This is a genomic window from Pseudomonas corrugata (genome assembly GCF_001269905.1).
Classification (GTDB): domain Bacteria; phylum Pseudomonadota; class Gammaproteobacteria; order Pseudomonadales; family Pseudomonadaceae; genus Aquipseudomonas; species Aquipseudomonas corrugata.
Map to the genome: position 1 here is coordinate 243,149 of NZ_LHVK01000004.1, position 20,456 is coordinate 263,604.

Here is a 20,456-nt window from a genome sequence, read left to right on the forward strand (position 1 = left end):
CTGCTCGCGATAGCGGTGTGTCAGCTTGCATTCATGTGACAATCAATCGCTATCGCGAGCAGGCTCGCTCCCACAATTATCTCGATCAGAACTGCGACTGCAGGTAATTCTCCAACCCGATCAACTTGATCAAACCCAACTGCTTCTCAAGCCAGTAAGTATGGTCTTCCTCGGTGTCATTGAGCTGAACACGCAGGATTTCGCGGGTGACATAGTCGTTGTGCTGCTCACACAGCTCAATACCCTTGCACAGCGCAGCCCGGACCTTGTATTCCAGGCGCAGGTCGGCAGCGAGCATGTCGGGCACCGTGGCGCCGATGTCCAGGTCGTCCGGGCGCATGCGCGGCGTACCTTCGAGCATCAGGATCCGACGCATCAACGCATCGGCATGCTGTGCTTCTTCTTCCATTTCATGGTTGATACGTTCGTAGAGCTCGGTAAAACCCCAATCCTCGTACATCCGCGAATGGATGAAATATTGATCACGGGCTGCCAGCTCACCTGTCAGCAGCGTGTTGAGGTAATCGATTACGTCCGGGTGACCTTGCATCGCCCTACATCTCCACAAGCCTTGAAAGGCTCTAGTTTGAACCAAGCGGACGGCCAGGTCACTGTGCCATTGCAATAAAAGCGAAGAAAATCTGAGAAAATAGGGCTAACTAACGCAAAAACCGCCCTAATGAGGGCGGTTCTGCTTCTCGTTTAGACTTAGTTAAGCTCTACGCCCAGCGCTTTCGCGATGCCCTCTCCATAAGCGGCGTCCGCTTTAAAGAAATGCTGCAGTTGACGGTCGACGACATCTGCCGATACACCGCCCATCGCACCAGCGATGTTGCCGATCAGCAGGGCCTGCTGCTCGCTGTTCATCAAACGGAACAGCGCACCGGCATGGCTGTAGTAATCAGTGTCTTCCCGATGATCGTAACGATCCGCCGCCCCACTGAGGGCAAGGGCTGGTTCCGCATAATGCGGGGCCTGCTTCGGGGCCTCGACGTAGCTGTTAGGCTCGTAGTTCGGTGCCGCCCCGCCGTTGCTGCCAAACGCCATGGCACCGTCGCGCTGATAGGTATTGACCGGACTGCGCGGTGCGTTCACCGGCAGTTGCTGGTGATTGGTGCCGACACGGTAGCGGTGGGCATCGGCGTATGCGAACACGCGCCCCTGGAGCATGCGATCCGGCGACAGACCTACGCCTGGCACCATGTTGCTTGGCCCAAACGCCGCCTGCTCCACTTCGGCAAAGTAGTTCAGCGGGTTGCGGTTGAGTTCGAGCTCTCCGACTTCAATCAATGGAAACTCTTTCTGCGACCAGGTCTTGGTCACGTCGAACGGATTCTCGTAATGGGCAGCGGCCTGGGCTTCGGTCATGATCTGGATGCAAACGCTCCATTTCGGGAAGTCACCGCGCTCAATAGCATCGAACAAGTCACGCTGGGCATAGTCCGGGTCAGTGCCCGCCAGACGCGCAGCCTCAGCCGGCGCCAGGTTCTTGATGCCTTGCTTGGTCTTGTAGTGCCACTTCACCCAGTGACGCTCGCCTTGGGCGTTGATCAGACTGTAGGTGTGACTGCCGAAGCCGTGCATGTGACGATAGCCGTCAGGAATGCCGCGATCGGAGAACAGAATAGTGATCTGGTGCAAAGCTTCCGGGGAATGGGACCAAAAATCCCACATCGCCTGGGCACTTTTCAGGTTGCTCTGTGGCAAACGCTTCTGGGTATGGATGAAATCCGGAAATTTCAGCGGATCACGAATGAAGAAAACCGGGGTGTTATTGCCAACAATGTCCCAGTTACCTTCCTCGGTATAGAACTTCAGGGCGAAACCACGGGGATCGCGCTCGGTGTCGGCAGATCCACGCTCACCGCCCACGGTGGAAAACCGCAGGAACGTCGGCGTCTGCTTACCGATCGAATCGAACAGCTTGGCGCTGGTGTACTGAGTGATGTCCCGGGTTACCGTGAACGTGCCGTAGGCGCCCGAGCCCTTGGCATGCACCCGGCGCTCGGGGATGTTCTCGCGGTTGAAGTGAGCAAGCTTTTCGATGAGGTGGAAATCGTCGAGCAACAGCGGGCCACGTGGGCCAGCAGAGCGAGAGTTCTGGTTATCGGCGACAGGAGCGCCGCTTGCGGTCGTAAGCGTTTTGATCTGGCTCATGCTCAATCTTCCTCGGTCGGTCTTCGAACTGCCGGCTAATCGGCTGGAAAGGAGTATCGAACATGTTAGTGACCGCATCCAAATTTATTAAATCATGGACGTCGATAGTCATTATCTAACGCCGCCCTGTTGCCAATAGCGAAACCAGGCGCAACGACCATGTCGCTTTTGCATCAGGCACAAAAAACCGGGCACTAGGCCCGGTTCTTTGTATATTGCCGTCTTACTCAGCGGATACAGCTTCACCGCCGGTAGCACGATCAACCAACTCGACGTACGCCATAGGCGCGTTGTCGCCAGCGCGGAAACCGCACTTGAGGATGCGCAGGTAGCCACCCTCACGGGTAGCGTAGCGCTTGCCCAGGTCGTTGAAGAGCTTACCAACGATAGCTTTCGAACGAGTACGGTCGAAAGCCAGGCGGCGGTTAGCCAGGCTGTCTGTCTTGGCCAGAGTGATCAGCGGCTCAGCAACGCGACGCAGTTCTTTGGCTTTCGGCAGTGTAGTTTTGATCAGCTCGTGCTCGAACAGCGACACCGCCATGTTTTGGAACATGGCCTTGCGGTGCGAGCTGGTGCGGCTCAGGTGACGACCACTTTTACGATGACGCATGGTTCATTCCTTACCAAACACAACGTTCGGTGATTACGACGATCAGGCAGTCGCCTTGTCGTCCTTCTTAAGACTTGCAGGCGGCCAGTTGTCGAGGCGCATGCCGAGGGACAGACCGCGGGAGGCCAGAACGTCCTTGATTTCAGTCAAGGATTTCTTGCCAAGGTTCGGAGTCTTCAACAGCTCTACTTCGGTGCGCTGAATCAGGTCGCCGATGTAGTAGATGTTTTCCGCCTTAAGGCAGTTAGCCGAACGTACAGTCAGTTCCAGATCGTCAACCGGGCGAAGCAGGATCGGATCGATCTCGTCTTCCTGCTCGACAACCACTGGCTCACTGTCACCCTTGAGGTCGACGAACGCAGCCAACTGCTGTTGCAGGATGGTTGCAGCGCGGCGGATAGCCTCTTCAGGATCCAGGGTACCGTTGGTTTCCAGATCAATAACCAGCTTGTCCAGGTTGGTACGCTGCTCGACACGGGCGTTTTCCACCACGTATGCGATACGGCGAACCGGGCTGAACGAAGAGTCAAGCTGCAAGCGACCGATGCTGCGGCTTTCGTCTTCATCGCTCTGACGCGAGTCTGCCGGTTCATAACCACGACCACGAGCTACGGTGAGCTTCATGTTCAGGGCGCCGTTAGACGCCAGGTTAGCGATTACGTGATCGGGATTAACGATCTCGACATCATGATCCAGCTGAATATCGGCAGCGGTAACCACCCCCGAACCCTTCTTCGACAAGGTCAGCGTAACTTCGTCACGACCGTGCAGCTTGATAGCCAGACCTTTAAGGTTCAACAGGATTTCAATGACATCTTCCTGTACGCCTTCGATGGCGCTGTACTCGTGGAGTACACCGTCAATCTCGGCCTCGACTACTGCACAGCCGGGCATTGAGGACAACAGGATGCGGCGCAGCGCGTTGCCCAGGGTGTGGCCGAAACCACGCTCGAGAGGCTCGAGAGTGATCTTGGCGCGGGTTGGACTGACAACCTGCACATCAATATGGCGGGGTGTCAGGAACTCATTTACCGAAATCTGCATGGATGCACCTATTTTCTAGCCCTTACTTGGAGTAGAGCTCGACAATCAGGCTTTCGTTGATGTCGGCGGACAGATCACTGCGAGCTGGAACGTTCTTGAAAACGCCCGACTTCTTCTCAGTGTCTACTTCTACCCATTCTACGCGGCCACGTTGGGCACACAGATCGAGAGCTTGGACAATGCGAAGTTGGTTCTTTGCTTTCTCGCGAACAGCAACCACGTCACCAGCACGAACCTGGTAGGACGGAACGTTTACGGTCTGACCGTTAACGCTGATCGACTTGTGCGATACCAGCTGGCGGGATTCGGCACGAGTAGAACCGAAACCCATACGGTATACAACGTTGTCCAGACGGCATTCGAGCAGTTGCAACAGGTTTTCACCGGTTGCGCCTTTCTTGCCAGCAGCTTCTTTGTAGTAGCCGCTGAATTGACGCTCGAGAACGCCGTAGATACGACGGACCTTCTGCTTTTCACGCAGTTGGGTGCCGTAATCGGACTGGCGACCGCGGCGTTGGCCGTGGATACCAGGTGCTGCTTCGATGTTGCACTTCGATTCGATCGCGCGCACGCCGCTCTTCAGGAAGAGATCGGTGCCTTCGCGACGAGCGAGTTTGCATTTTGGACCAATGTAACGAGCCATTCTTTACAATCTCCTGGATTACACGCGGCGCTTCTTCGGCGGACGGCACCCGTTGTGCGGGATTGGCGTCACGTCGGTGATGCTGGCGATCTTGTAGCCACAGCCGTTCAAAGCACGAACTGCGGATTCACGACCTGGACCTGGACCCTTGACGTTGACGTCGAGGTTTTTCAGGCCGTATTCCAGCGCAGCTTGACCAGCACGCTCAGCAGCTACTTGAGCAGCGAACGGGGTGGACTTGCGGGAACCGCGGAAACCCGAACCACCGGAGGTAGCCCAGGAAAGAGCGTTACCTTGACGGTCGGTAATGGTCACGATGGTGTTGTTAAAAGAAGCATGGATGTGGGCGATGCCATCAACCACTGTCTTTTTAACTTTTTTACGAGGACGAGCAGCAGGTTTTGCCATGATTAAATTCCTGTCGATTCGCTGGGGCGATTACTTGCGGATCGGCTTACGCGGACCTTTACGGGTACGCGCGTTGGTCTTGGTACGCTGACCGCGTACTGGCAGACCACGACGATGACGCAGACCGCGATAGCAACCGAGGTCCATCAAGCGCTTGATTTTCATGTTGACTTCGCGACGCAGGTCACCTTCAGTGGTGAACTTCGCCACTTCGCCGCGCAGCTGTTCAATCTGCTCGTCGCTCAGATCTTTGATCTTTGCCGCTGGGTTGACCCCAGCCACTGCACAAATTTTCTGTGCAGTAGTGCGACCAACACCATAGATGTAGGTCAGCGAGATAACAGTATGCTTGTTATCTGGAATGTTGACGCCTGCAATACGGGCCATTCAGTGGGACTCCAATTGACAGCTACCTACGCCCCGGAAGCCAAGAAATAGGGCGCGAGATAATATCGCTGTAATAACAAATAATCAACCCGGCAGCGCACTAGCTGCCGGGCTTAAAGCACAATCACACTCAGCCTTGGCGCTGTTTGTGACGCGGTTCCGCGCTGCAAATTACTCGAACAACACCTTCGCGGCGAATAATCTTGCAGTTACGGCACAGCTTTTTCACCGATGCACGAACTTTCATCACCAACTCCTCGAACCTTATGGACGCTACTCAGCGCAGCATGCCGCTGCCGTAGCCCTTCAGGTTGGCTTTCTTCATCAGGGATTCGTACTGGTGCGAAACGAGGTGCGATTGTACTTGGGACATGAAGTCCATCACAACCACGACCACGATCAGCAACGAGGTCCCGCCAAGGTAGAACGGTACGTTTGCCGCAACCACCAGGAACTGGGGCAGCAGGCAGACGGCCGTCATGTAAAGAGCACCGAACATGGTCAAGCGAGTCAGAACGCCATCAATGTAGCGCGCAGACTGCTCACCTGGACGGATACCCGGAATAAAGGCACCGGACTTCTTCAGGTTTTCCGCTACGTCTTTCGGATTGAACATCAACGCCGTATAGAAGAAGCAGAAGAAAATAATCCCTGCACTAAACAGCAGAATATTCAACGGCTGACCAGGAGCGATCGACTGCGAGATGTCCTGCAACCAGCCCATACCTTCAGACTGGCCGAACCAGGCACCCAACGAAGCCGGGAACAGCAAGATGCTGCTCGCGAAAATAGCCGGGATAACACCGGCCATGTTCACCTTCAACGGCAAGTGGCTGGTCTGCGCAGCAAACACCTTGCGGCCTTGCTGACGCTTGGCGTAGTGAACAGCAATACGACGCTGACCACGCTCAATGAACACCACGAAACCGATAATCGCTACTGCCAGCAAACCGATGGCAACCAGGGCAAAAATGTTGATATCGCCCTGACGCGCAGACTCGAAAGACTGCCCGATCGCTCTCGGAAGACCGGCGACGATACCTGCGAAGATCAACATCGAGATACCGTTGCCAACACCACGCTCAGTAATCTGCTCACCCAACCACATCATGAACATCGCACCTGCCACAAACGTGGTAACCGCGACGAAATAGAAGCTGAGGTCAGCATTGAACGAAACGCCCTGCCCCGCCAAGCCAATGGACATGCCAATTGCCTGAACGAGAGCGAGTACGACAGTGCCGTAGCGGGTGTACTGGCTGATCTTGCGACGGCCAGCTTCACCTTCCTTCTTCAACTGTTCCAGCTGCGGGCTGACGGCTGTCATCAGCTGCATGATGATCGATGCCGAAATGTACGGCATGATCCCCAGTGCAAAGATGCTCATCCGCTCCAGCGCGCCGCCGGAAAACATGTTGAACAAGCTAAGAATGGTCCCCTCATTCTGTCGAAACAGGTCTGCGAGTCGGTCCGGGTTGATACCTGGAACCGGGATGTGTGCGCCTATTCGGTAGACGATAATCGCCAGGAACAGAAAACGCAGACGAGCCCAGAGTTCAGACATACCGCCTTTGCCGAGCGCAGAGAGAGCACCTTGCTTAGCCATTTATTCCTCGAACTTGCCGCCAGCTGCTTCGATAGCCGCACGCGCACCTTTGGTGGCGCCGATTCCCTTTCCGATGGTGACAGCGCGAGCAACTTCGCCCGACAGCATGATTTTCACACGCTGTACGTTCTGGTTGATCACGTTGGCATCCTTCAGGGACTGCACGGTGACGATGTCGCCGTCCACTTTAGCCAGCTCGGACAGACGCACTTCTGCGCGGTCCATGGCTTTCAGGGAAACGAAACCGAACTTCGGCAGGCGACGATGCAGCGGCTGTTGACCGCCTTCAAAGCCTGGAGCAATGGTGCCACCGGAGCGGGAGGTCTGACCTTTGTGGCCACGGCCACCGGTCTTGCCCAAACCACTACCGATACCACGGCCCGGACGATGCTTTTCGCGACGGGAACCCGGCGCTGGACTCAGATCATTGAGTTTCATCGATTAACCCTCGACACGCAGCATGTAGTAAGCCTTGTTGATCATCCCGCGATTCTCGGGAGTATCCTGGACTTCTACAGTGTGACCGATGCGACGCAGACCCAGACCCTTAACGCACAGTTTGTGGTTAGGGATGCGGCCGGTCATGCTTTTGATCAGCGTAACTTTTACGGTAGCCATGATCAGAAGATCTCCTTGACGCTTTTGCCACGCTTGGCGGCAATGGATTCAGGAGACTGCATTGCTTTCAAACCCTTGAAAGTGGCGTGAACCACGTTTACCGGGTTAGTCGAGCCGTAGCACTTGGCCAGAACGTTCTGAACGCCAGCAACTTCGAGGACAGCACGCATAGCGCCGCCAGCGATGATACCGGTACCTTCAGAAGCAGGCTGCATGTACACCTTCGAAGCGCCATGGGCAGACTTCATTGCGTACTGCAGAGTGGTGCCGTTCAGATCAACCTGGATCATGTTGCGGCGAGCAGCTTCCATTGCCTTCTGGATCGCAGCAGGCACTTCACGCGACTTGCCACGGCCGAAGCCAACACGGCCTTTACCATCACCAACCACGGTCAACGCGGTGAAAGTGAAGATACGGCCGCCTTTAACGGTTTTGGCTACGCGGTTAACTTGAACCAGCTTCTCGATGTAGCCTTCGTCGCGCTTTTGGTCGTTATTTGACATAACTTAGAACTCCAGCCCAGCTTCACGAGCAGCATCAGCCAGCGCCTTGACGCGGCCGTGGTACTTGAAGCCAGAGCGGTCGAAAGCCACCTGCGAGACGCCAGCGGCTTTAGCACGCGTAGCGACCAGCTGGCCAACCTTAGTGGCCGCGTCGATGTTGCCGGTGGCACCATCACGCAGTTCTTTATCCAAAGTCGAGGCACTTGCCAGGACCTTGTTGCCGTCGGCCGAAATGACCTGGGCGTAGATGTGCTGCGAAGAGCGGAACACGCAGAGACGCACGACTTCGAGTTCGTGCATTTTCAGGCGTGCTTTGCGAGCGCGACGCAGTCGAGTAACTTTTTTGTCGGTCATTTGCTATGCCCTACTTCTTCTTGGCTTCTTTACGACGGACGACTTCGTCCGCGTAGCGCACACCTTTGCCTTTGTACGGCTCTGGTGGACGGAAGTCGCGGATCTCGGCGGCCACTTGACCTACCAGCTGCTTGTCGATGCCCTTGATCAGGATATCGGTCTGGCTAGGAGTCTCAGCGGTGATGCCTTCCGGCAGTTCGTAATCCACTGGGTGCGAGAAGCCAAGAGCCAGGTTCAGAACCGAGCCTTTTGCTTGCGCTTTGTAACCAACACCGACCAGCTGGAGCTTGCGCTCGAAGCCTTGGCTTACGCCTTGGACCATGTTGTTTACCAACGCACGAGTGGTACCAGCCATTGCGCGAGTCTGTTGATCGCCATTGCGAGCAGCGAAACGCAGCTCACCGGCTTCTTCAACGATCTCAACGGACGAATGGATGTTCAGTTCAAGAGTGCCCTTGGCACCCTTCACCGAAAGCTGTTGGCCTGCGAATTTGACTTCGACACCGGCTGGCAGCTTAACGGGGTTCTTAGCGACGCGAGACATGCTTATCCCCCCTTAGAACACAGTGCAAAGAACTTCGCCGCCGACACCGGCAGCGCGCGCAGCACGATCAGTCATCACACCTTTGTTGGTGGAGACGATAGACACGCCCAGACCGCCGCGAACTTTCGGCAGATCCTCGACGGACTTGTACTGACGCAGGCCTGGACGGCTAACGCGCTTCACTTCCTCGATGACCGGACGGCCTTCGAAGTATTTCAGCTCGATGGACAGCAGTGGCTTGATTTCGCTGCTGATCTGATAACCCGCGATGTAACCTTCGTCCTTCAGGACTTTTGCTACAGCCACCTTCAACGTGGAAGACGGCATGCTTACGACGGACTTTTCAGCCATCTGGGCATTACGGATTCGAGTTAGCATGTCCGCTAACGGGTCCTGCATACTCATGGGCTAGACGCTCCTAATGCAAAAAAATTAGCCTTGCGGCTACTACGTGTCGCCGAGAAACTCCGGGCATGAAAAACACGGGCTCAGGCGAGCCGGTCATTCTAGACATACACCAGAAATGAATCAAGCCCCAAAAGGGGCTTGATTCTGCTTCAAGGCCACCGGTGGTCAGGATCCTGAGATCCCGAACACCGAGACTTTGACAGTGCTTACCAGCTGGCTTTAACCAGACCTGGAACGTCACCACGCATTGCAGCTTGGCGCAGCATGTTACGGCCGAGGCCGAACTTGCGGTATACGCCGTGCGGACGACCAGTCAGGCGGCAGCGGTTACGCATGCGCGAGGCGCTTGCGTCACGTGGCTGCTTCTGCAGCGCTACGGTAGCTTCCCAACGCGCTTCCGGACTTGCGTTCAGATCAACGATGATAGCTTTCAGCGCTGCACGCTTGGTGGCGTACTTGGCAACGGTGAGCTGACGCTTCAGCTCACGGTTCTTCATGCTCTTCTTGGCCATTTTCCTACTCCAATCAGTTGCGGAACGGGAATTTGAAAGCACGCAGCAGAGCGCGACCTTCGTCATCCGATTTGGCAGTGGTGGTCAGGGTAATGTCCAGACCGCGCAGAGCATCGATCTTGTCGTAATCGATTTCCGGGAAAATGATCTGCTCTTTCACGCCCATGCTGTAGTTGCCACGACCATCAAAGGACTTGGCATTCAGGCCGCGGAAGTCGCGAACCCGAGGCAGGGAGATCGACAGCAGACGATCCAGGAACTCGTACATACGATCGCGACGCAGGGTCACTTTGACACCGATCGGCCAACCTTCGCGGACTTTGAAGCCAGCGATGGATTTGCGAGCGTGAGTCACAACGACTTTCTGGCCGGTGATCTTCTCCAGGTCAGCTACCGCGTGCTCGATGACTTTCTTGTCACCGATCGCTTCGCCCAGACCCATGTTCAGGGTGATCTTGGTAATGCGCGGAACTTCCATCACGTTCGCCAGCTTAAGTTCTTCCTTAAGCTTCGGTGCGATTTCCTTCCGGTAAATCTCTTTCAGTCGTGCCATGGTCTTCTACCTAGCAGTGTTCAAGCATCAACCGCTTTTTGGGTCGACTTGAAGACACGAATTTTTTTGCCGTCTTCTACTTTGAAACCAACGCGGTCAGCCTTGTTGGTTTCGCCGTTGAAGATGGCGACGTTGGAAGCGTGCAGTGGCGCTTCTTTCTCGACGATACCGCCCTGTACGCCCGACATCGGGTTAGGCTTGGTATGGCGCTTGACCAGGTTCAGACCACCAACAACCAGACGGTTGTCAGCGAGAACCTTGAGCACCTTACCGCGCTTGCCCTTGTCTTTGCCGGCGATCACGATGATCTCGTCGTCACGACGAATCTTTTGCATGTCGGATCTCCTTACAGCACTTCTGGGGCGAGCGAGACGATCTTCATGAACTTCTCAGTACGAAGTTCACGGGTCACTGGCCCAAAGATACGGGTGCCGATTGGCTCTTGCTTGTTGTTCAATAGAACAGCAGCGTTGCCATCAAAGCGGATGATGGAGCCGTCAGCGCGACGAACACCATGGCGAGTGCGGACTACAACAGCAGTCATCACTTGACCCTTCTTCACCTTACCGCGAGGAATTGCTTCCTTGACGGTAACTTTGATGATGTCACCAATAGCAGCGTAACGACGATGGGAGCCACCCAGCACCTTGATGCACATAACGCGGCGAGCGCCGCTGTTATCGGCCACATCAAGCATGGATTGAGTCTGAATCATATAATTTCTCCGACCCCTAGCCCTTAGACTTCCACAGCGCGTTCGAGAACATCAACCAGCGCCCAAGATTTGGTCTTGGCCATCGGACGAGTTTCACGAATAGTGACCTTGTCGCCGATGTGGCACTGATTGGTTTCGTCGTGCGCGTGCAGCTTAGTCGAACGCTTAACGTATTTACCGTAGATCGGGTGCTTAACGCGACGCTCGATCAGAACGGTGATGGTTTTGTCCATCTTGTCGCTGACAACACGGCCAGTCAGCGTACGGACAGTTTTTTCGGCTTCAGCCATGATTACTTACCTGCCTGCTGGTTGAGCACAGTTTTCACGCGAGCGATGTCACGCTTAACTTGCGAGAGCAGATGAGACTGCCCCAACTGGCCAGTTGCTTTCTGCATACGCAGATTGAACTGGTCGCGCAGCAGGCCGAGCAGTTGCTCGTTCAGCTGCTGTGCTGATTTTTCACGAAGTTCATTCGCTTTCATCACATCACCGTCCGTTTAACAAAGGAGGTGGCGAGCGGCAGCTTTGCAGCAGCCAGGGCGAAAGCCTCACGCGCCAGCTCTTCAGAAACACCCTCGATTTCATACAGGACTTTGCCTGGCTGAATCTGGGCAACCCAGTACTCCACGTTACCCTTACCTTTACCCATCCGAACTTCGAGTGGCTTCTTGGTGACAGGCTTGTCCGGGAATACACGGATCCAGATCTTGCCGCCACGTTTTACGTGACGGGTCAGAGCACGACGCGCTGACTCGATCTGACGAGCGGTGAGACGACCACGAGCAACAGACTTCAGCGCGAACTCGCCGAAGCTGACTTTGCTACCGCGCAATGCCAGGCCACGGTTGTGGCCGGTCATCTGCTTGCGGAACTTCGTACGCTTTGGTTGCAACATTTGGCGTACCCCTTACTTAGCAGCTTTTTTACGAGGCGCTGGTGCTTGTGGTTTCAGCTCTTCTTGGCGACCACCAATTACTTCGCCTTTGAAGATCCAAACCTTTACACCGATCACACCGTAGGTGGTGTGAGCTTCGTAGTTGGCATAGTCGATGTCGGCACGCAGGGTGTGCAGTGGCACACGACCTTCGCGATACCATTCAGTACGTGCGATTTCAGCACCGCCGAGACGACCGCTCACTTGGATTTTGATGCCTTTGGCACCAATGCGAATTGCGTTCTGTACAGCGCGCTTCATAGCGCGACGGAACATTACGCGACGCTCCAGCTGCTGAGCTACGCTCTGCGCAACCAGCATACCGTCGAGTTCCGGCTTGCGGATCTCTTCGATATTGATGTGCACAGGCACACCCATTTGCTTGGTCAGGTCCTGACGCAGCTTCTCAACATCTTCACCTTTCTTCCCGATAACGATACCTGGACGAGCGGTGTGGATGGTGATACGTGCAGTCTGAGCCGGACGATGGATATCGATACGGCTTACGGACGCGCTTTTTAGTTTGTCTTGGAGATACTCACGCACCTTCAGATCAGCGAACAAGTAGTCCGCATAAGTCCGACCGTCTGCGTACCAGACGGAGGTGTGCTCCTTGACGATTCCCAGGCGAATGCCAATGGGATGTACTTTCTGACCCATCTCTTCGACTCCGTTACTTGTCAGCAACCTTGACAGTGATATGGCAAGACCGCTTGACGATGCGATCAGCACGGCCTTTGGCACGTGGCATGATGCGCTTCAGCGAACGCCCTTCGTTGACGAAAACGGTGCTGACTTTCAGGTCATCAACGTCTGCGCCTTCGTTATGCTCGGCGTTGGCTACGGCCGACTCCAGCACTTTTTTCATGATCTCGGCGGCTTTCTTACTGCTGAAAGCCAACAGGTTGAGCGCTTCGCCCACCTTCTTCCCGCGGATCTGGTCGGCGACCAAGCGGGCTTTCTGGGCGGAGATTCGAGCGCCCGACAACTTAGCGGCTACTTCCATTTCCTTACCCCTTAACGCTTGGCTTTCTTGTCAGCCACGTGCCCACGGTATGTGCGGGTACCGGCGAACTCGCCCAGTTTGTGGCCGACCATGTCTTCGTTCACAAGAACTGGGACGTGCTGGCGACCGTTGTGTACTGCGATGGTCAGACCGACCATTTGTGGCAGGATCATCGAACGACGCGACCAGGTCTTAACTGGTTTGCGATCGTTCTTTTCCGCCGCCACTTCGATCTTCTTCAGTAGGTGAAGATCAATAAAAGGACCTTTTTTCAGAGAACGTGGCACTGTCGTATCCCTCTATTTACTTGCGACGACGGACGATCATTTTGTCGGTACGCTTATTACCACGAGTCTTCGCGCCCTTAGTCGGGAAGCCCCATGGCGATACCGGATGACGACCACCAGAGGTACGACCTTCACCACCACCATGTGGGTGGTCAACCGGGTTCATGGCAACACCACGAACGGTTGGGCGAACGCCACGCCAGCGCTTGGCACCAGCTTTACCCAACGAACGCAGGCTGTGCTCGGAGTTCGAGACTTCGCCCAGGGTCGCACGGCATTCAGCCAGTACTTTACGCATCTCACCAGAACGCAGACGCAGGGTCACGTAGACACCTTCACGAGCGATCAGCTGAGCCGAAGCACCAGCGGAACGAGCGATTTGCGCGCCTTTACCTGGCTTCAATTCGATGCCGTGTACGGTGCTACCAACTGGAATGTTACGCAGTTGCAGAGCGTTGCCCGGCTTGATCGGTGCCAGGGCACCTGCGATCAGCTGGTCGCCAGCACTCACGCCTTTAGGGGCGATGATGTAGCGACGCTCGCCATCTGCGTACAGCAGCAGAGCGATGTGAGCAGTACGGTTTGGATCGTATTCGATACGCTCGACGGTGGCAGCGATGCCATCCTTGTCGTTGCGACGGAAGTCGACCAGACGATAATGCTGCTTATGACCACCACCCACGTGACGTGTAGTGATACGGCCATTGTTGTTACGACCACCAGACTTCGATTTTTTCTCGAGCAGCGGTGCGTGAGGAGCGCCTTTATGCAGCTCCTGGTTGACCACCTTGACCACAAAACGGCGGCCAGGGGAAGTCGGTTTGCATTTAACGATTGCCATGATGCACCCCTTCCTTACTCAGCACTGCTGCTGAAATCGAGATCTTGGCCTGGCTGAAGGGAGATAACTGCCTTCTTCCAGTCATTACGCTTGCCCAGACCGCGAGCAGTGCGCTTGCTTTTACCCAGAACGTTCAGGGTAGTCACGCGCTCTACTTTCACGCTGAACAGGCTTTCGACGGCCTTCTTGATTTCCAGCTTGGTTGCGTCAGTAGCAACCTTGAAAACGAACTGGCCTTTCTTGTCTGCCAGAACCGTAGCCTTCTCGGAAACGTGCGGGCCAAGCAGAACTTTAAATACGCGTTCCTGGTTCATCCCAGCAGCTCCTCGAATTTCTTCACGGCCGACACGGTGATCAACACCTTGTCGTATGCGATCAGACTGACCGGATCGGAACCCTGTACGTCACGAACATCGACGTGCGGCAGGTTACGAGCAGCCAGATACAGGTTCTGATCAACAGCGTCAGACACGATCAGGACGTCAGTCAGGCCCATGCCGTTCAGCTTGTTCAGCAGATCTTTGGTTTTCGGTGCTTCAACAGCGAAGTCCTGAACCACGACCAGACGATCAGTACGCACCAGCTCAGCAAGGATGGAACGCATTGCTGCGCGATACATCTTCTTGTTCAGCTTCTGGGAGTGATCCTGAGGACGAGCTGCGAAAGTGGTACCGCCGCCACGCCAGATTGGGCTACGGATAGTACCGGCACGAGCACGGCCAGTACCTTTCTGACGCCATGGGCGCTTACCGCCACCGGAAACGTCGGAACGGGTCTTTTGCTGCTTGCTACCTTGACGGCCGCCGGCCATGTAGGCCACGACTGCTTGGTGAACCAGCGTCTCGTTGAATTCGCCGCCAAATGTCAGTTCGGAAACTTCGATCGCTTGAGCGTCATTTACATTTAATTGCATGTCAGCTTCCCCTTAACCGCGAGCCTTGGCTGCTGGACGTACAACCACGTTGCCGCCAGTAGCGCCAGGAACAGCGCCCTTGACCAACAACAGATTGCGTTCAGCGTCCACGCGCACTACTTCGAGGGACTGCACGGTCACGCGCTCGGCGCCCATATGACCGGACATTTTCTTGCCCTTGAATACACGACCAGGAGTCTGGCACTGGCCGATAGAGCCTGGAACGCGGTGGGATACGGAGTTACCGTGGGTGTTATCTTGCCCGCGGAAGTTCCAACGCTTGATCGTACCCTGGAAGCCTTTACCTTTGGACTGACCGGTTACATCAACCAGCTGACCAGCAGCGAAGATTTCAGCTTTGATCAGATCGCCGGCCTGGTACTCGCCTTCTTCAAGACGGAATTCCAGTACGGTACGACCAGCAGCAACGTTCGCCTTGGCGAAGTGGCCAGCTTGAGCAGCTGTTACACGCGAAGCACGACGCTCGCCGACAGTGACTTGCACTGCACGATAGCCATCGGTCTCTTCAGTTTTGAACTGGGTGACGCGATTCGGCTCGATCTCAATGACCGTGACCGGAATGGAGACACCTTCTTCGGTGAAAATACGGGTCATACCGCATTTACGACCGACTACACCAATAGTCATGTTGTAAACCTCATGAGTGTACGGGGCTTTCACCCGCTATGGCCGCCCATTTCAGAGCGTTACACGACTAAGACCGAGTCTTAGCCGAGGCTGATCTGCACTTCCACACCGGCCGCAAGATCGAGCTTCATAAGTGCATCAACGGTTTTATCCGTTGGCTGGACGATATCCAGAACGCGCTTATGAGTACGGATCTCGTACTGGTCACGCGCGTCTTTGTTGACGTGCGGGGAGACCAGAACGGTGAACCGCTCTTTACGGGTAGGCAGTGGAATTGGACCACGCACTTGAGCACCAGTACGTTTCGCGGTTTCCACGATTTCCTGGGTGGATTGGTCGATCAGGCGATGGTCAAAAGCCTTCAACCTGATACGGATTTGCTGATTTTGCATTGGATTTCAGACTCCGGCTGCTATTCCCACCGGGCGCAATACGCCCGTTAAAAGGAGGCGCAATTCTATAGACGCCCCTGATAGGTGTCAACCCAATAAAAAAGCCCCCGCTAAGCGGGGGCTTTTTCAACTCATCAGGCAGACTCTAAAAGAGACTTACTCGATGACTTTGGCTACGACGCCAGCGCCGACGGTACGACCGCCTTCACGGATAGCGAAACGCAGACCATCTTCCATCGCGATGGTTTTGATCAGAGTGACAGTCATCTGGATGTTGTCACCTGGCATTACCATTTCAACGCCTTCTGGCAGCTCGCAGTTACCAGTCACGTCAGTTGTACGGAAGTAGAACTGTGGACGGTAGCCTTTGAAGAACGGAGTATGACGGCCGCCTTCTTCCTTGCTCAGAACATAAACTTCTGCAACGAACTTGGTGTGCGGCTTGACGGTGCCTGGCTTGACCAGAACCTGGCCACGCTCAACGTCGTCACGCTTGGTGCCGCGCAGCAGCACGCCGCAGTTCTCGCCAGCACGACCTTCGTCCAGCAGCTTGCGGAACATTTCAACGCCGGTGCAGGTAGTTTTCTGAGTGTCGCGCAGACCGACGATCTCAACTTCTTCCTGGATGCGGACGATGCCACGCTCAACACGACCAGTCACAACAGTACCGCGACCGGAGATCGAGAATACGTCTTCGATTGGCATCAGGAACGGCTTGTCGATAGCACGCTCTGGCTCTGGGATGTAGCTGTCCAGAGTTTCCACCAGCTTCTTGACAGCAGTGGTGCCCATTTCGTTGTCGTCTTGGCCGTTCAGAGCCATCAGAGCCGAACCAATGATGATTGGAGTGTCATCACCTGGGAAGTCGTAAGTGCTCAGCAGGTCGCGCACTTCCATCTCAACCAGTTCCAGCAGCTCAGCGTCGTCAACCATGTCAGCCTTGTTCAGGAAGACAACGATGTACGGTACGCCTACCTGACGGGACAGCAGGATGTGCTCACGAGTTTGCGGCATCGGACCATCAGCGGCCGAGCAAACCAGGATCGCGCCGTCCATCTGGGCAGCACCGGTGATCATGTTTTTTACGTAGTCGGCGTGACCTGGGCAGTCAACGTGTGCGTAGTGACGCACGGCCGAATCGTATTCAACGTGAGCGGTGTTGATGGTGATACCGCGTGCTTTTTCTTCCGGGGCGCTGTCGATCTTGTCGAAGTCAACCTTGGCCGAACCGAAAACTTCGGAGCAGACGCGGGTCAGAGCAGCGGTCAAAGTGGTTTTACCGTGGTCGACGTGACCGATGGTACCGACGTTGACGTGCGGCTTATTACGTTCGAACTTTTCCTTAGCCATCGAAATCACCCCTAGGAGAAGAATTTAGCAAGTCACACAAGCCATTAAAACAAAGGCAGATATTTTCATATCTGCCTTGTTATATGGAGCTCTTGAGCGGATTTGAACCGCTGACCTCACCCTTACCAAGGGTGTGCTCTACCAACTGAGCTACAAGAGCGAAAAACTTTGCACAACCTGCAAACTTGGAGCGGGTAGCGGGAATCGAACCCGCATCATCAGCTTGGAAGGCTGAGGTTCTACCACTAAACTATACCCGCGGAGCTTGCAGCTCACGCTAGAAACTGGTGGAGGGGGAAGGATTCGAACCTTCGAAGTCGTAGACGTCAGATTTACAGTCTGATCCCTTTGGCCGCTCGGGAACCCCTCCTAAGCGAGCCGGCATTCTACATCATGCCAGCCTTCTGTCAAGCATTTTTCTCATTAAAAACCTGAGGTTAGCTGCGTTGACTACGCTTCGTATCGTTGACCATTAAAGGTCTTCACTGCGAAGCGGGCGCCATTCTATGCAAACTACCCCGCGGGTGCAACCCCCTCACAAGGCATTATTTTATGTTTTAACTCATTGAATTCTTTAGAAAGGTTTTGAAGGAAGGTTTCATTCACCCTCCCGGCACTTTCTGGCGAAACCTGGACCCAGAATCCGGTCTCAGGCGAACCCGCAGCGGCGGCGCGAGCCACGACACCCAGCAGGGCCAGTTTTTGCTCCAGTTGCCTGTTCATTTCCGAACGAGCAAAGCCACCGAGATAAACGCACGTTTTTTGTGTCTCAGCGAGCTTCCCCGAAGCGCGCCTGACAAGCGCGTCTGCCGTCTCGCTCAAGAGGTGAATATCCTGTTGCGAGCCGCGGTACAAACTTAGAGGAGTGACGTCCTTGGCACGAAGCGGGGCTTCCTGTTGATGCCAGACGTAATAGAAAGCGTTCAAGACCAGCAATAACAGGAACAGCCACCGCATAGAAACCTCAGGACAAAGGACAGGCCATCGCCAGGCCGACAAAAACCAGATCAGGCACCACCCTGGCGCCAGGGACAATACCGGAAACCAGATTAGCGTCCCCTCCCGTCAGAAACACAACGAAATCCTCTCCCCAATACTGCTGCGCCATCTCAAGCTGGGTCAGAACAAACCCCCTGAGCATCAGCATGCAACCTCGCTCTACAGCTTCGACAGTCGTCCGCCCGGGAGCGAGACTCTCATGTGCACGCTCGGCAGCCAGATCGTCATAGCGAATCCGCCGGGTATGAGTGCGCAGTTGGTTGCGCATCAACGGCATGCCCGGGCAAATGAAGCCTCCGAGGTGCCCACCGTCTGCGGCCACGAAATCGGCTGTAACGGCAGTACCAAAGTCGAGCACCAGACAGGCACCCGAGGCCAGGTGAAATCCTCCTAGCAGAGCCAACCATCGGTCCAGGCCCAGCCGCTCGTAATCCTCATAACCATTTCGAACGCCAGCCATTTCTCGGCTCGGCACAGCACGCGCCACGGACACTGCGAACGCATCAACCAGCGCAGAAACCAGCGATTCGGTTTCTTCCTGGGTACGCACGCTGACAAGACGGCATTTTACGAGCTGAAACTTTCCAGCGTCGCTCAGACAAGCCAGCAGATCGCTGTCAGAACCGACCACACCTCCGTCGACCGACGTAACACCGTCAGCGCGGAGTACGCGCCACTTGATAAAGCTGTTGCCGCAATCGAGCTCAAGAATCATCACGCAACCTCAAACTGAGCTCACCACCGCTAAAACTTCTTTCCACGCCATCCACCTTCAAACGCAGCGCGCCCTGGCAATCGATACCCAGCACAACTCCATCGACTTGATTGACACCCGCAATCAATGATACTGCCCGCCCCTGCCACAGATGATGCTGCTCCCACTCTGGCTGTATTGCGGCAAATCCCGATGCCTGGTGCAGCTTCAGATATCGCCGGAGATTCTCACCCAATCGTGCCACCAGCTCATTCCGATCGAAGTAGTGCCCCGCCACAAGACTCATGGACGTCCACTGCTGGTCAACTTCCTCGCTGGATTGCATATTCACATTGATCCCAACTCCCAGGACAACGTGGCAGACGTCAGCCGGATCCCCCACCAACTCAAGCAATATCCCCGCAATCTTTCTATCACCGACCAATACATCGTTAGGCCATTTCAGACCCGCCTGCTGAATCCCCATCTCATGCAAAGTGCGCAAGACAGCGAGCCCCACGACGAGACTCAGTCCTTCTATCTGTCGCATACCGCCATCTATACGCAACACCAGGCTGTAATAGAGATTTTCTGCAAAGGGGCTGACCCACTTTCGACCGCGACGACCCCGACCAGCAGTCTGCCGCTCAGCCAAAACCAGGAACGGCGCCGCCACCCCGCGCTCTACGGAGCGCAGCGCCTCAGCATTGGTGGAGTCGGTGGAATCGAATATATGGACAGGCCACTCGCAAGCCCCCTTGGCATCAATCTCGGTCGCGTCCAAAAGTAATAATGGCCTGGCCAATTGATACCCCCGGCCTCTGATCTTATGAACAGTTAGACCCAGTTCTGCCTCCAGGTGCTGCAATTGCTTCCACACAGCACTACGACTGACACCCAGCGCAGCGCCTAGCGCCTGCCCGGAATGAAAGCGGCCATCCTTCAGAAGTTTTAGCAACGTGAGCATGCGAACTGCGCCCTGACAATGAGGCCCGCATGATAGCCATGCGCAGGACAGTTGCATAGAAACACAGAGGAACCTTTCCTGCGGGCAAAAACAAAACCCCTACCTGCGTCAGCAGATAGGGGTTTCGGAATTTAATCTTGACGATGACCTACTCTCACATGGGGAAACCCCACACTACCATCGGCGATGCATCGTTTCACTTCTGAGTTCGGGATGGGATCAGGTGGTTCCAACGCTCTATGGTCGTCAAGAAATTCGGTAGCCAGCGCGTTGCATGGGCAACGTTCCAGCGAATGGGTATGCGATAGTTTGTGTGTTGCTGCTGAGTCAGTTCGAACTTTCGGTTCGTTTCGTCTTCACA

Annotated in this window: 34 protein-coding genes, 3 tRNA genes and 1 rRNA gene; all 38 read right to left on the reverse strand. The window is 55.2% G+C overall.

Going from position 1 to position 20,456, the window contains the following annotated elements; all coding sequences use genetic code 11:
* Nucleotides 1–85: 85 nt before the first annotated feature.
* Nucleotides 86–550 (reverse strand): bacterioferritin, encoded by a 465-nt coding sequence (gene bfr / locus AD665_RS06600; protein ID WP_053191461.1) that lies wholly within the window; start codon nucleotides 548–550, stop codon nucleotides 86–88.
* A gap of 158 nt (nucleotides 551–708) precedes the next feature.
* The gene (locus AD665_RS06605; RefSeq protein ID WP_053191463.1) at nucleotides 709–2,157 is read right to left on the reverse strand and encodes a catalase; all 1,449 of its coding nucleotides are present in this window, start codon (nucleotides 2,155–2,157) and stop codon (nucleotides 709–711) included.
* 223 nt (nucleotides 2,158–2,380) lie between these two features.
* Nucleotides 2,381–2,767, reverse strand: a complete 387-nt coding sequence (gene rplQ, locus AD665_RS06610; protein ID WP_024778333.1) for a 50S ribosomal protein L17 — start codon at nucleotides 2,765–2,767, stop codon at nucleotides 2,381–2,383.
* Nucleotides 2,768–2,809: 42 nt separating this feature from the next.
* On the reverse strand, nucleotides 2,810–3,811 hold the full coding sequence (locus AD665_RS06615) for a DNA-directed RNA polymerase subunit alpha (RefSeq protein WP_003186012.1): 1,002 nt from the start codon (nucleotides 3,809–3,811) through the stop codon (nucleotides 2,810–2,812).
* 22 nt (nucleotides 3,812–3,833) lie between these two features.
* Nucleotides 3,834–4,454: a 30S ribosomal protein S4 gene (gene rpsD, locus AD665_RS06620; RefSeq protein ID WP_003176404.1), complete on the reverse strand. Its 621-nt coding sequence runs from the start codon at nucleotides 4,452–4,454 to the stop codon at nucleotides 3,834–3,836.
* Between the two features lie 18 nt (nucleotides 4,455–4,472).
* Nucleotides 4,473–4,862, reverse strand: a complete 390-nt coding sequence (gene rpsK, locus AD665_RS06625) for a 30S ribosomal protein S11 (protein WP_002555466.1) — start codon at nucleotides 4,860–4,862, stop codon at nucleotides 4,473–4,475.
* Nucleotides 4,863–4,892: 30 nt separating this feature from the next.
* Nucleotides 4,893–5,249: a 30S ribosomal protein S13 gene (gene rpsM, locus AD665_RS06630; protein WP_024778332.1), complete on the reverse strand. Its 357-nt coding sequence runs from the start codon at nucleotides 5,247–5,249 to the stop codon at nucleotides 4,893–4,895.
* 130 nt (nucleotides 5,250–5,379) lie between these two features.
* A complete protein-coding gene (rpmJ, locus tag AD665_RS26740; RefSeq protein ID WP_002555468.1) occupies nucleotides 5,380–5,496 on the reverse strand; it encodes a 50S ribosomal protein L36 in 117 nt (38 codons plus the stop codon).
* A gap of 30 nt (nucleotides 5,497–5,526) precedes the next feature.
* Entirely contained in the window at nucleotides 5,527–6,855 is a 1,329-nt protein-coding gene (gene secY / locus AD665_RS06635) for a preprotein translocase subunit SecY (RefSeq protein WP_024778331.1), read from the reverse strand.
* Nucleotides 6,856–7,293: a 50S ribosomal protein L15 gene (rplO, locus tag AD665_RS06640; RefSeq protein ID WP_003186032.1), complete on the reverse strand. Its 438-nt coding sequence runs from the start codon at nucleotides 7,291–7,293 to the stop codon at nucleotides 6,856–6,858. It lies immediately after the preceding gene.
* 3 nt (nucleotides 7,294–7,296) lie between these two features.
* A complete protein-coding gene (gene rpmD / locus AD665_RS06645; RefSeq protein WP_003176408.1) occupies nucleotides 7,297–7,473 on the reverse strand; it encodes a 50S ribosomal protein L30 in 177 nt (58 codons plus the stop codon).
* Nucleotides 7,474–7,475: 2 nt separating this feature from the next.
* Nucleotides 7,476–7,976: a 30S ribosomal protein S5 gene (rpsE, locus tag AD665_RS06650; protein WP_003186035.1), complete on the reverse strand. Its 501-nt coding sequence runs from the start codon at nucleotides 7,974–7,976 to the stop codon at nucleotides 7,476–7,478.
* A gap of 3 nt (nucleotides 7,977–7,979) precedes the next feature.
* On the reverse strand, nucleotides 7,980–8,330 hold the full coding sequence (rplR, locus tag AD665_RS06655; RefSeq protein WP_003186037.1) for a 50S ribosomal protein L18: 351 nt from the start codon (nucleotides 8,328–8,330) through the stop codon (nucleotides 7,980–7,982).
* Between the two features lie 10 nt (nucleotides 8,331–8,340).
* The gene (gene rplF, locus AD665_RS06660) at nucleotides 8,341–8,874 is read right to left on the reverse strand and encodes a 50S ribosomal protein L6 (protein WP_024077677.1); all 534 of its coding nucleotides are present in this window, start codon (nucleotides 8,872–8,874) and stop codon (nucleotides 8,341–8,343) included.
* Nucleotides 8,875–8,886: 12 nt separating this feature from the next.
* Entirely contained in the window at nucleotides 8,887–9,279 is a 393-nt protein-coding gene (gene rpsH / locus AD665_RS06665; RefSeq protein WP_017848802.1) for a 30S ribosomal protein S8, read from the reverse strand.
* A 209-nt stretch (nucleotides 9,280–9,488) separates the two neighbouring features.
* Entirely contained in the window at nucleotides 9,489–9,794 is a 306-nt protein-coding gene (rpsN, locus tag AD665_RS06670; RefSeq protein ID WP_003186042.1) for a 30S ribosomal protein S14, read from the reverse strand.
* 13 nt (nucleotides 9,795–9,807) lie between these two features.
* Nucleotides 9,808–10,347, reverse strand: coding sequence for a 50S ribosomal protein L5 (gene rplE / locus AD665_RS06675; RefSeq protein WP_024778330.1), 540 nt, complete (start codon nucleotides 10,345–10,347; stop codon nucleotides 9,808–9,810).
* Between the two features lie 20 nt (nucleotides 10,348–10,367).
* Nucleotides 10,368–10,682 carry a 50S ribosomal protein L24 gene (rplX, locus tag AD665_RS06680; protein ID WP_003186046.1) on the reverse strand — a complete coding sequence of 105 codons (315 nt, stop codon included), beginning with the start codon at nucleotides 10,680–10,682 and terminating at the stop codon, nucleotides 10,368–10,370.
* A gap of 11 nt (nucleotides 10,683–10,693) precedes the next feature.
* Nucleotides 10,694–11,062 (reverse strand): 50S ribosomal protein L14, encoded by a 369-nt coding sequence (gene rplN / locus AD665_RS06685; RefSeq protein ID WP_024778329.1) that lies wholly within the window; start codon nucleotides 11,060–11,062, stop codon nucleotides 10,694–10,696.
* Nucleotides 11,063–11,085: 23 nt separating this feature from the next.
* Nucleotides 11,086–11,352, reverse strand: a complete 267-nt coding sequence (gene rpsQ, locus AD665_RS06690) for a 30S ribosomal protein S17 (protein ID WP_003194644.1) — start codon at nucleotides 11,350–11,352, stop codon at nucleotides 11,086–11,088.
* A 2-nt stretch (nucleotides 11,353–11,354) separates the two neighbouring features.
* Nucleotides 11,355–11,546 carry a 50S ribosomal protein L29 gene (gene rpmC / locus AD665_RS06695; RefSeq protein ID WP_002555481.1) on the reverse strand — a complete coding sequence of 64 codons (192 nt, stop codon included), beginning with the start codon at nucleotides 11,544–11,546 and terminating at the stop codon, nucleotides 11,355–11,357.
* Nucleotides 11,546–11,959: a 50S ribosomal protein L16 gene (gene rplP, locus AD665_RS06700; RefSeq protein ID WP_003186052.1), complete on the reverse strand. Its 414-nt coding sequence runs from the start codon at nucleotides 11,957–11,959 to the stop codon at nucleotides 11,546–11,548. The genes rpmC and rplP overlap by 1 nt, the downstream gene beginning before the upstream one ends.
* A gap of 12 nt (nucleotides 11,960–11,971) precedes the next feature.
* Nucleotides 11,972–12,658, reverse strand: a complete 687-nt coding sequence (gene rpsC / locus AD665_RS06705) for a 30S ribosomal protein S3 (RefSeq protein ID WP_024778328.1) — start codon at nucleotides 12,656–12,658, stop codon at nucleotides 11,972–11,974.
* A gap of 13 nt (nucleotides 12,659–12,671) precedes the next feature.
* Complete coding sequence (gene rplV, locus AD665_RS06710) at nucleotides 12,672–13,004, reverse strand: 50S ribosomal protein L22 (RefSeq protein ID WP_003103908.1); 333 nt, start codon at nucleotides 13,002–13,004, stop codon at nucleotides 12,672–12,674.
* Between the two features lie 11 nt (nucleotides 13,005–13,015).
* The gene (gene rpsS / locus AD665_RS06715; RefSeq protein ID WP_002555486.1) at nucleotides 13,016–13,291 is read right to left on the reverse strand and encodes a 30S ribosomal protein S19; all 276 of its coding nucleotides are present in this window, start codon (nucleotides 13,289–13,291) and stop codon (nucleotides 13,016–13,018) included.
* Nucleotides 13,292–13,307: 16 nt separating this feature from the next.
* On the reverse strand, nucleotides 13,308–14,132 hold the full coding sequence (rplB, locus tag AD665_RS06720; protein WP_007924198.1) for a 50S ribosomal protein L2: 825 nt from the start codon (nucleotides 14,130–14,132) through the stop codon (nucleotides 13,308–13,310).
* A 14-nt stretch (nucleotides 14,133–14,146) separates the two neighbouring features.
* Nucleotides 14,147–14,446 (reverse strand): 50S ribosomal protein L23, encoded by a 300-nt coding sequence (rplW, locus tag AD665_RS06725; protein WP_002555488.1) that lies wholly within the window; start codon nucleotides 14,444–14,446, stop codon nucleotides 14,147–14,149.
* Complete coding sequence (rplD, locus tag AD665_RS06730; protein ID WP_003186057.1) at nucleotides 14,443–15,045, reverse strand: 50S ribosomal protein L4; 603 nt, start codon at nucleotides 15,043–15,045, stop codon at nucleotides 14,443–14,445. Before rplD ends, rplW begins: the two co-directional genes overlap by 4 nt.
* 12 nt (nucleotides 15,046–15,057) lie before the next feature.
* Nucleotides 15,058–15,693 (reverse strand): 50S ribosomal protein L3, encoded by a 636-nt coding sequence (rplC, locus tag AD665_RS06735; RefSeq protein ID WP_024778327.1) that lies wholly within the window; start codon nucleotides 15,691–15,693, stop codon nucleotides 15,058–15,060.
* 80 nt (nucleotides 15,694–15,773) lie between these two features.
* A complete protein-coding gene (gene rpsJ / locus AD665_RS06740; RefSeq protein ID WP_003186070.1) occupies nucleotides 15,774–16,085 on the reverse strand; it encodes a 30S ribosomal protein S10 in 312 nt (103 codons plus the stop codon).
* A gap of 156 nt (nucleotides 16,086–16,241) precedes the next feature.
* On the reverse strand, nucleotides 16,242–17,435 hold the full coding sequence (tuf, locus tag AD665_RS06745) for an elongation factor Tu (protein WP_053191465.1): 1,194 nt from the start codon (nucleotides 17,433–17,435) through the stop codon (nucleotides 16,242–16,244).
* 84 nt (nucleotides 17,436–17,519) lie between these two features.
* A tRNA-Thr gene (locus AD665_RS06750) sits at nucleotides 17,520–17,595 on the reverse strand.
* Between the two features lie 26 nt (nucleotides 17,596–17,621).
* Nucleotides 17,622–17,695, reverse strand: a tRNA-Gly gene (locus AD665_RS06755).
* A 25-nt stretch (nucleotides 17,696–17,720) separates the two neighbouring features.
* Nucleotides 17,721–17,805 (reverse strand) — tRNA-Tyr (locus tag AD665_RS06760).
* A gap of 143 nt (nucleotides 17,806–17,948) precedes the next feature.
* Complete coding sequence (locus AD665_RS06765) at nucleotides 17,949–18,392, reverse strand: hypothetical protein (protein ID WP_053191467.1); 444 nt, start codon at nucleotides 18,390–18,392, stop codon at nucleotides 17,949–17,951.
* 7 nt (nucleotides 18,393–18,399) lie between these two features.
* Nucleotides 18,400–19,149: a pantothenate kinase gene (locus AD665_RS06770; RefSeq protein ID WP_024776663.1), complete on the reverse strand. Its 750-nt coding sequence runs from the start codon at nucleotides 19,147–19,149 to the stop codon at nucleotides 18,400–18,402.
* The gene (gene birA / locus AD665_RS06775; protein WP_024776664.1) at nucleotides 19,139–20,095 is read right to left on the reverse strand and encodes a bifunctional biotin--[acetyl-CoA-carboxylase] ligase/biotin operon repressor BirA; all 957 of its coding nucleotides are present in this window, start codon (nucleotides 20,093–20,095) and stop codon (nucleotides 19,139–19,141) included. The genes AD665_RS06770 and birA overlap by 11 nt, the downstream gene beginning before the upstream one ends.
* A gap of 135 nt (nucleotides 20,096–20,230) precedes the next feature.
* Nucleotides 20,231–20,346, reverse strand: a 5S ribosomal RNA gene (rrf, locus tag AD665_RS06780).
* Nucleotides 20,347–20,456 lie beyond the last annotated feature (110 nt).